Raw genomic sequence first — 7125 nt, forward strand, 5'->3', positions numbered from 1 at the left:
ATCTGGTCGAAATACGCGACCTGCAGGTTGGTGCCGATACGCACCGTGCCTTCATCGGGCTTCAGTTCGCCGAGAATCAGCTTGAGCAGCGTCGTCTTGCCGGCACCGTTCGGGCCGATGAAGCCGAGCCCCGCGCGCGCATCGCCGAGCGTGCCGGACACCCAGACGTCGTCGCCATCGCGCGCGGCGTCGCGACGCAGCGCCGCATCGGGCGCGACTTCGCCGAATACGGTCACGCACAGGTTCAGCGGGCCGCTTGTCGTGTCGCCGCCGATCAGCTCGCAGCCGTACCGCTCGGCGAGCGCGAACAGTCCGTTGCTGAACGCTTCCAGCCACGCCGCGTCGGCACGCGGCAGCGCGCACGCGAGCGTGAAGGCACGCGGTTCGGCGCCCATGGCGGCGAGGTCGGACAGGTTGACCGCGAGCGTCTTGTGGCCGAGTGCGTCGGGTGCGACGTCGGGGAAGAAGTGGCGGCCTTCCACCAGCATGTCCGTCGAAATGGCCAGCAATTTCCCGGATCGGGGCGTGATCAATGCGCAATCGTCGCCGATGCCGAGCGTCGACGCACGTGCGCCCTGCGCAGCGCGGCGCGTGAAGAAGCGTTCGATCAGCGAAAACTCGGAGAGGGCGGCTGGCACGGCGGGCGGATCCGAAACGATTGAAGGAACGGCATTGTACGAGGCGAACGGCGGCGTTCCTGCACCGTTCTGCCCATTTTTGTCGCGGCTGTTGCACCCGAATCGCCGGTTTGGCGGCCGATGATTGGCGCTACAATGCCGTCGAAGAGTCATTCTAATCCGCCCGCCAAGAGACACATGTCTACCCAAGCCTCCTCCAAAGCCAAGCTCCGCGAAGCCGCGCTCGACTATCACGAATTCCCGACCCCCGGGAAAATCGCGATCGCCCCGACCAAGCAGATGATCAACCAGCGCGATCTCGCGCTCGCGTACTCGCCGGGTGTGGCGTACGCGTGCGAGGAGATCGTCGAGAATCCGCTGAACGCGGCACGCTTCACCGCGCGCAGCAACCTGGTCGGCGTCGTCACGAACGGCACGGCGGTGCTCGGTCTCGGCAACATCGGGCCGCTCGCGTCGAAGCCGGTGATGGAAGGCAAGGCCGTGCTGTTCAAGAAGTTCGCGGGCATCGACGTGTTCGACATCGAGCTGAACGAGTCGGACCCGCACAAGCTCGTCGACGTGATCGCCGCGCTGGAGCCGACCTTCGGCGGGATCAACCTGGAAGACATCAAGGCGCCTGACTGCTTCATCGTCGAGCGCGAAGCGCGCAAGCGGATGAAGATCCCGGTGTTCCACGACGACCAGCACGGCACCGCGATCGTCGTGGCCGCGGCCGTCACGAACGGGCTGAAGGTCGTCAACAAGGACATCAAGAAGGTCAAGCTCGTCGCGTCCGGCGCAGGGGCGGCCGCGCTCGCGTGTCTCGACCTGCTGGTCGACATCGGCCTGCCGCTCGAGAACATCACGGTGACCGACCTGGCCGGCGTGGTCTACAAGGGCCGCACCGAGCTGATGGATCCGGACAAGGAGCGTTTCGCCCGCGAAACCGAAGCGCGGACGCTGGCCGAAGTGATCGACGGCGCGGACATCTTCCTCGGCCTGTCGGCCGCCGGCGTGCTGAAGCAGGAGATGGTGAAGGGCATGGCGGAGCGCCCGCTGATCCTCGCGCTCGCGAACCCGACGCCGGAAATCCTGCCGGAACTCGCGCTCGAAGTGCGTCCGGACGCGGTGCTGGCCACCGGCCGTACCGATTACCCGAACCAGGTCAACAACGTCCTGTGCTTCCCGTTCATCTTCCGCGGCGCGCTCGACGTCGGCGCGACGACGATCACGCGTGAAATGGAGATCGCGGCCGTCAACGCGATCGCCGAGCTCGCGCAGCACGAGCAGAGCGACATCGTCGCGACCGCGTACGGCATCCAGGACCTGTCGTTCGGGCCCGAATACCTGATTCCGAAGCCGTTCGATCCGCGCCTGATCGTGAAGATCGCACCGGCCGTCGCGCAGGCCGCGATGGACGGCGGCGTCGCGACGCGCGCGATCGAGGACATGGAGGCGTATCGCGTCCATCTGCAGCAGTTCGTGTATCACAGCGGCACGACGATGAAGCCGATCTTCCAGATCGCGCGCGCCGCGCCGGAAGAGAAGAAGCGCGTCGTGTTCGCGGAAGGCGAAGAAGAGCGCGTGTTGCGCGCCGTTCAGATCATCGTCGACGAAAAACTCGCGAAGCCGATCCTGATCGGCCGCCCGTCGGTGATCGAGCACCGTATCCAGCGCTACGGCCTGCGCCTGACGCCGGGCACGGATTTCACGGTCGTCAACACCGAGCACGACGAGCGCTACCGCGACTTCTGGCAGACGTACTACAAGATGATGGCGCGCAAGGGCATCAGCGAGCAGCTCGCGCGTGTCGAGATGCGCCGCCGCACGACGCTGATCGGCTCGATGCTGGTGAAGAAGGGCGAAGCGGACGGGATGATCTGCGGCACGATCAGCACCACGCACCGTCACCTGCACTTCATCGACCAGGTGATCGGCAAGCGCCCGGGCTGCAGCGTGTACGCGGCGATGAACGGCCTCGTGCTGCCGGGCCGCCAGATTTTCCTGGTCGACACGCACGTGAACGTCGATCCGACCCCGGAAGAGCTGGCCGAGATCACGATCATGGCCGCGGAAGAAGTGCGCCGCTTCGGCATCGAGCCGAAGGTCGCGCTGCTGTCGCACTCGAATTTCGGCACGAGCAACGCACCTTCGGCGAAGAAGATGCGCGATACGCTCGCGATCCTGCAGGAACGTGCACCGGAGCTGAAGGTCGACGGCGAGATGCACGGCGATGTCGCGCTCGACGCGGCGCTGCGCAAGGAAATCCTGCCGGAGTCGACGCTGGAAGGCGAAGCGAACCTGCTGATCCTGCCGAACATCGACGCCGCGAACATCGCGTACAACCTGCTGAAGACGGCCGCAGGTAACAACATCGCGATCGGGCCGATCCTGCTGGGCGCTGCGCAGCCGGTGCACGTGCTGACCGAATCGGCGACCGTTCGCCGCATCGTCAACATGGCGGCGCTGCTGGTCGCCGACGTGAACGCCACGCGCTGAGCCAAAACGAACGCGCCAGGCCGGTCGAACCGGCGTGGCGCGTCGGGCGAAATTGTAAACAAAAGCAAAAAAGAGGCGTGCCCGCAATGGGCACGCCGCGGGTAGGGCGCAAACGCGCTTCCCTCAAGCAACATCAGCACCTCTCTCCACTCAACGTAGCAGGCGCGGCAAGGAGGCAGAGTCTCGCCACGCCAGAGATGCCGGTCGCATTTTATCCTATGTAAGATAAATGTAGTGTGATTTCGGTAAAAAATGCGCAATTCTGAGTATCACGACGCTTTCGATTCCCAAACGGACATTGATTCGCGCGGCCAATAACGCTACGCTAACGCCTTTGTTGGTCGTCAACTACTTGATTTAACAGCGGGAACCCTGGTTCATGGCACGCAAGTGGCTCCGCAACGGCGCGCTCGCGTCCGTCTTCGCGATGTTCGCGATGGGTATCGTCGGCACGCCGACGGGCAGTCTGGTTTCCGCCGCTTACGCACGGCAGGCCGTACCGGCCGATGTGGTGGCGAGCGGGCTCGATACGATTCCGACCGCCAGTCTTCCGCGCGAGGCCGTGACCACGCTGGGCCTGATCGGCGCCGGCGGCCCCTATCCGTACGAGAAAGACGGCGTCGTGTTTGGCAACCGCGAGCGGATCCTGCCAAAAGCGAAGCGCGGCTACTACCATGAGTACACGGTACCGACGCCGCGTGCCCGCAATCGCGGCGCGCGCCGGATCGTCTGTGGCGGGCCATTGCGCCGGATCGACAACTGTTATTACACGGGCGACCACTACAACAGTTTTAAACGTATTGTTGAATGACTTCGGGACGAATGGCATGAGCGACTCCATCTACGCGCACGAAACGGCGGCGGCGGAACTGTTCGCAGCCGGCGACGGCAATCTGTTTCAGCGCGTGATCCAACTGCACGCGGCGGCGCAGGCTGGCGGCACGCCGGAGCAACAGGAAGCCGAGCCCGGGCTTTCATCGAACGAGGAGCCTATGAGCCTTTTCACGACCGTGCGACCCAATCTCGTGCAGTCGATCCGCGCGTTCCGCGTGCAGGATCTCGCCGACGAAGCCGGCCGGCTCGGCCAGCATTTCCTGTATGCGTATTGCGGCGCCGCGCAGTCGAAGCAGGAAGTGATGGAAACGATCGCGACGTCGTTCCTGTTCCCGAAGCATTTCGGGAAGAACTACGACGCGCTGTACGACTCCCTGACCGACCTCGTCGCGAAGGCCGGCACGCAGCCCGGTTTCGTGATCGTCCTCGAAGGGCTGCCGATCGCACAGAAGTTCGACAAGGAAGGGCGCGAGACGCTGCTCGACGTGTTCCGCGAGGCGGCCGAATTCTGGGCCGAGCGCAAGGTCGCGTTCCGCGTGTTCTACTCGTTCGCGTAAGCGCGCGTCGGCCAGCGGCCGATCCGGCGCAACCCCGTCAAAAAAAGCCCGCTTCGAGCGGGCTTTTTTGCGTCCGCGCGTGTCGCGCGCACGGCATCTGGCCCGACAAAAACCTTTCATCGCACACCTTTTTCCGCGACAATCGGTCAGCCCGGCCGCGGCCACCGCGCCGGGCGCACAACACCAATCATTCGAGAGAGGGCCGTTTTCCCATGATCGCTACCCGATTCGCGGCGCGCGCGCGCGTGCGCCGCCCGCTCGTGCACGCGCTGGCCGCGTGCGCCCTGTCGCTCGGCATCCCGCTGGCCGCGCAGGCCGCGTCGCTCACCCCCGAACAGACCCTCGACATTTATCTGGGCGCGATCGTCAACAACGACGCGGCCAAGGTCGAGCAATTCAACGCCACGGTAAGCGCGACCGCCGATCCGAAGGATGCCAAGAACATGCTGCTGCCGGCCGACATGTACAGCGAGATGCGCGAACAGATGCTTGGGCAGGTGATGGCGTCGATGTCGGATGCCGGGCGCGAGGCGCTGGCGCCGTCGCTCGACTCGATGCTGGTCGCGTACACGGGCGCGTTGCGGCGCTCGCAGTGCAAGGCCACCGGTGCGAAGCGCACGCCGCGTGCAGGCGGGAAGGGGCAGGAACTCGCCACGGTCAGTTTCGAATGCAAGGTGGCCGACGTCACGCCACCGAGCGACGCGGTCATGACGGCCGGCAAGGACGCGAAGACCGATCAGCAGCGCTTCGCGGCGGCCCGGACGGGGTTCATCGGCGTGGCGCGCGCGTTCAACGACGCACGGGTTACCCGGCGCATCACGGGGCAGGTGGAGATGGTCGGTTCGGACAGCAAGGGCTGGACGACCGACAGCCCCGAAAGCCTGCTGAAGCCCGTCGTCGACGCGCTGTCCGGCCCCGTTGTCGCGGCGGTCGCCGCCAGCCAGCAATGAGGCTGCCACGCCGGCCTGATCGATACGAACCCTTCATGACCCGACCGATGAACCTTTCCCTTCATGCGCGCCGCGGCGCGCGTCTTCCGTTGTTCCGCGCCACCCGCGCGGCCGTGCTGTCCATGCTCGTCGTGGCCGGTGCCGCGCATGCGGCGGTGCTGACGCCCGAGCAGACCACCGACCTGTATCTCGGTGCCTTCGTCAATGGCGACGTCGCGAAGGCGGCGCAGTTCAACGATGCGATGCGCACGCGCTTCGACGGCAAGGACGCGCTCGACGTGGCGGCCGTCTCGAAGCTCGGCGACACGATGCACGAGCGCCTCGTCACCGGCTTGCTGGCGAGAATGCCGCCCAAGTCCCGTTCCGCCTTGCGCGGGCCGATCAGCGCCTCGATCACGTCGTATCAGCAGGGGCTGGCCCGTTCCGAATGCAAGGCCACCGGTTCGACGCAGAAGCCCAACGAATACGTCGAGGGTCAGTCGATCGCGACGGTCGATTTTTCGTGCCGCGTCGTGGACGTCGAGCCCGGCGTGAACGCGCTGAAAGAGAAGCTCGGCAATCCGCGCCTGAAGACCAACAAGGCCCTGGCGACCTTCATCACGGCGTATTTCACGGGCATCGCGAAAGTCTATGACGACGCGCCGATGAGCCGCACGGTGACGGGGCAGCTCGACCTCTACGGCACGAACGAAACGGGCTGGCTCACGGGTTCCCCGGGTGACGTGCTGTCGCCGCTGGTCGACGCGTTGCTCGACCCGATCAGCAAATCGGGCGGCGAAGCCGATCAGTAAGCGATGGCATCCCGGCGGTCGGCGCGCGTCGCCGGCGCACCGGGCGTGTGAACGGAGAGCGAGCGATGAAGATCTTCACGCGAGGGCTGTTGGTTGCCGCAGCCGTTGTTTCGATCGGTGGCGCGGTCGTTGCGGACGCCGGCGCGACCGAACCGGCTCCGATGACGGCTTCGCCGGCGGCGCATGTCGCCGTCGAGCGGCTGCTTGCCGATCTGCGCACGCGCTCGACGCCCGGCCAGTATGCAGCGGTGGCCGGCGCGATTCACGCGTCGCCGGCACTGGCGACGCAACTGGACGAACTGGTCGAGGCCGGTCTGTTGACGCGCATCGCGGTCGACAGCGGCGACGCCGCGCTCGGCAGGACGACCGGCGCGTTGCGCAACGGGAGCGTGTGGATCCTGACGCCGGCGTTCGTCGCGAACCAGGCGCCGCGGCGCCTGTTCGACGTGGTGCAGGACGACGACATCCTGCCGGACAACATGGTGTTCGCGCTCGGCTACATGGCATGGCGGGCGAAGCACGATGCCGACGTGAGCCATGCATCCGAGGCGCTGCAGGCATCGGGCGACGGCGCGGATGCGAAGAAGCAGCGCTGGATCGACCTGAACACGCGGATCGACGCCGGCGGCTTCATCCAGGGCTGGAACGACACGGTGGATGCCGCCACGTTTCAGCATGACGGCCGGCCGATCACCATCGTGCAGACGGCCCAGATGATGATGAACCTGCGCTATCGCGGCCCGCTGATCAAGGCGATCCGGGCGACGCCGCCGGCCCCGAGGCTGCGGTTCTTCGCACCGGCGCTCGCGCTCGACGCGGACAACCTCGACGCGCTGGCGTCGGCGCTCCAGGCTTCTCCCGTCATCGACATCGAGCC

The 7125-nt window shown here is 65.9% G+C and carries 7 protein-coding genes; 6 read left to right on the forward strand and 1 reads right to left on the reverse strand.

What is annotated here, in order from left to right:
* A partial coding sequence (gene thiL, locus G3N61_RS37220; protein WP_346778607.1) for a thiamine-phosphate kinase occupies positions 1-638 on the reverse strand: 638 nt, incomplete at its 3' end.
* A 135-nt stretch (positions 639-773) separates the two neighbouring features.
* On the opposite strand from thiL, the gene G3N61_RS37225 reads away from it, so the two are divergent.
* From G3N61_RS37225 to G3N61_RS37250, 6 genes are all read left to right on the forward strand, one after another.
* Positions 774-3116, forward strand: coding sequence for an NADP-dependent malic enzyme (locus tag G3N61_RS37225; RefSeq protein WP_043191318.1), 2343 nt, complete (start codon positions 774-776; stop codon positions 3114-3116).
* A gap of 379 nt (positions 3117-3495) precedes the next feature.
* Positions 3496-3927 carry a ribonuclease gene (locus tag G3N61_RS37230; RefSeq protein WP_043191316.1) on the forward strand — a complete coding sequence of 144 codons (432 nt, stop codon included), beginning with the start codon at positions 3496-3498 and terminating at the stop codon, positions 3925-3927.
* Between the two features lie 16 nt (positions 3928-3943).
* Complete coding sequence (locus G3N61_RS37235; RefSeq protein ID WP_043191315.1) at positions 3944-4507, forward strand: barstar family protein; 564 nt, start codon at positions 3944-3946, stop codon at positions 4505-4507.
* A 212-nt stretch (positions 4508-4719) separates the two neighbouring features.
* Positions 4720-5457, forward strand: coding sequence for a hypothetical protein (locus G3N61_RS37240; protein ID WP_043191312.1), 738 nt, complete (start codon positions 4720-4722; stop codon positions 5455-5457).
* A 47-nt stretch (positions 5458-5504) separates the two neighbouring features.
* A complete protein-coding gene (locus G3N61_RS37245) occupies positions 5505-6248 on the forward strand; it encodes a hypothetical protein (RefSeq protein ID WP_205824906.1) in 744 nt (247 codons plus the stop codon).
* Positions 6249-6313: 65 nt separating this feature from the next.
* On the forward strand, positions 6314-7125 hold an 812-nt coding region (locus tag G3N61_RS37250; RefSeq protein WP_205824907.1), incomplete at its 3' end, for a hypothetical protein.

It is taken from the genome of Burkholderia sp. Ac-20349 (genome assembly GCF_017104865.1).
GTDB classification, from domain to species: domain Bacteria; phylum Pseudomonadota; class Gammaproteobacteria; order Burkholderiales; family Burkholderiaceae; genus Burkholderia; species Burkholderia aenigmatica.